The organism is Agriterribacter sp. (assembly GCF_035444585.1).
Classification (GTDB): Bacteria; Bacteroidota; Bacteroidia; order Chitinophagales; family Chitinophagaceae; genus Agriterribacter.
The window spans coordinates 1-2,267 of sequence record NZ_DAOMOZ010000368.1 but is presented as its reverse complement, the minus strand read 5'-3'; the positions used below and the strand labels follow the sequence as shown (position 1 = coordinate 2,267).

The window sequence follows — 2,267 nt, the reverse complement described above, 5'->3', positions numbered from 1 at the left end:
TGCTCGCCTTCATTCATCCATTCTGTTTTTTCAAAGGTTCTTAAAAAATCGTAAAAAGGAACCTGACCGTCTACAAAATAGGTGCCGTCTTCTCTTTCTGTTATCTCGTAATCTTCTTCATCTGTTTCCGGTATGTCTCCCACAATGGCTTCCAAAATGTCGTTGAGGGTGATCATACCTAAAAGGCTTCCATACTCATCTACCACAAAACAGCAATGTATTTTTGTTTCCTTAAATCTTTCAAGCACCTGGTAGGCCGTATTGTTCTCGGGCACAAACAGTGTGGGTTGCATGATCTCGGAAAGCAATGTGCTGCTTTCATGCACATACAGGTCTTTAATGGATACCACGCCTTTTATATTGTCAATATCACCATCGCATACAGGATATACGGAGTGCGGCTCCTCCGTGATCTTTTCCTTTATTTTTGCTTCATCTTTATGAAGGCTGAACCACACAATATCATTGCGGTGGGTCATTAGTGATGTAATGTTCCTGTCTCCAAGGTGAAAAACCCGTTCAATGATCTCCTGTTCTGCTTCTTCAATGGTTCCCTGTTCGGTTCCTTCACTGATGATCGCCTTGATCTCCTCTTCTGTTACCTGTGTGTCTTTCCCTTTTATGTTCAAAAATTTAACGGTATAATGGGTTGACTTGCTCAGGAACCAAACAAAAGGATAGGTGATTTTGCTGAGGATGCGCATGGGCGTGGCAACCAGTTTGGATATGCTTTCGGGGCGCGAAAGCCCGATCCGTTTGGGAACCAGCTCACCCAATATGAGCGTAAAGTAAGTAAGTATAATAACAATAATGGCTGTGGCAGATGCGCTTGCATAGGGTGCAATCCATTCAAACCGGTTGAGATAAGCGATCAAATCTGTTTTTAACGCTTCGCCCGAGAAAATACCTGTTAAAATACCGATAAGCGTAATGCCAATTTGTACAGTAGAAAAAAAAGCATCCGGCTTCTCCATGAGCTTTAGTGCCTCTCTTGCCCTCTTGTCTCCCCTGGCTGCCTGTGTTTCTAACCGCGTTTTCCGGGAAGATACCAGCGCCATCTCTGCCATTGAAAAAATACCGTTCAGTAAAATTAATCCCAGTATAATCAAAATTTCGATCATGATATATGAAGTTAAGCTAAAGTGGGTAAACCGGCGTTCTTATGGAACACCCATGCCGTACCCATGCCAATAGTACAACCCAGCAGCCCTCCACAGGCAATGTCTAAGGGGAAATGCACGCCAACATATACCTGGGCGTATGATATGGCAAAGGCCCAGGCAAATAATACCCATCTCCATGACAGTGGAATAAACAATAATGTTTTAAAAGCGAACATGGCCATCCCAAAATGATTGGTGGCATGAGAAGACGTAAAGCTGTATGGTCCTCCGCAGCCCACAACCTGCCGTACTGAGTCTGCAAGATAGGGGTCGGCGCATGGCCGCAAACGTTCAACCCAGGGTTTGATCAGGGAACTGCTTACCATATCGGTTAAGGCGAAGGTTATCAAAAAGAAAGCGATCCATACCAAACCTTTCTTCTTAAAATTCAGCAGTATAAAAACAAGGGTAAAAAGATACAGCGGCGACCAGAAGTACTGGTTCCTGAGCAAGGGTAAAAGCCAGTCGAGAAAGGAATTATGCCATTGCCTGTTTATTTTGAAAAACAATTCAATATCATACCGGATCAGGTTGTTCATGCTATTGGATTTTTAATATAAACCAGAGCTGCCGTAGCCACCAGGGGGGCATTGCCGGATGATTGGAAGAATAATGAATTGTGAAGAACCTACGGTTACCCGCCATGAATGGAATGGATTGTTTAGGCAAATGTAATTATAGTTTTACAACCCGGCTCAATTCCTCCGGTTTTAAAAAATTAAACTAAGTTTGCATCCACAAAATAATTAGTACCGTGGCATTGATTAAGAGCATATCCGGGATCCGGGGCACTATAGGAGGAAAACCTGGGGAAACACTTTCACCTTTGGATACCGTAAAATTTACAGCGGCATACGGAAGTTGGCTGATCGCAAAAACAGGCAATAGGAAGGTAGTTATCGGGCGCGACGGAAGGATAAGCGGTCCGTTAATAGAGAACATTGTTGTAAGTACGCTGAATGCGCTTGGGATAGACGTTATTAACCTTGGCTTAAGCACTACGCCCACTGTAGAAATTGCCGTAGTGATGGAGCAGGCCGGCGGCGGGATTATTTTAACGGCAAGCCACAATCCAAGGGAGTGGAACGCTTTGAAATTGCTGAA

Annotated in this window: 2 protein-coding genes and 1 pseudogene; 1 reads left to right on the top strand and 2 read right to left on the bottom strand. The window is 43.9% G+C overall.

Annotated features, from left to right (window positions below; all coding sequences use genetic code 11):
* Both PLH26_RS21570 and PLH26_RS21565 read right to left on the bottom strand, forming a co-directional pair.
* Positions 1 to 1,121, bottom strand: a 1,121-nt coding sequence (locus PLH26_RS21570; RefSeq protein ID WP_324588079.1) for a hemolysin family protein, incomplete at its 3' end; no start/stop codon positions are given.
* 11 nt (positions 1,122 to 1,132) lie between these two features.
* Complete coding sequence (locus tag PLH26_RS21565; protein ID WP_324557403.1) at positions 1,133 to 1,702, bottom strand: phosphatase PAP2 family protein; 570 nt, start codon at positions 1,700 to 1,702, stop codon at positions 1,133 to 1,135.
* Positions 1,703 to 1,917: 215 nt separating this feature from the next.
* Here PLH26_RS21565 and PLH26_RS21560 point away from each other — a divergent pair.
* Positions 1,918 to 2,267: pseudogene (locus PLH26_RS21560) on the top strand (phosphoglucosamine mutase); the annotation flags it as partial.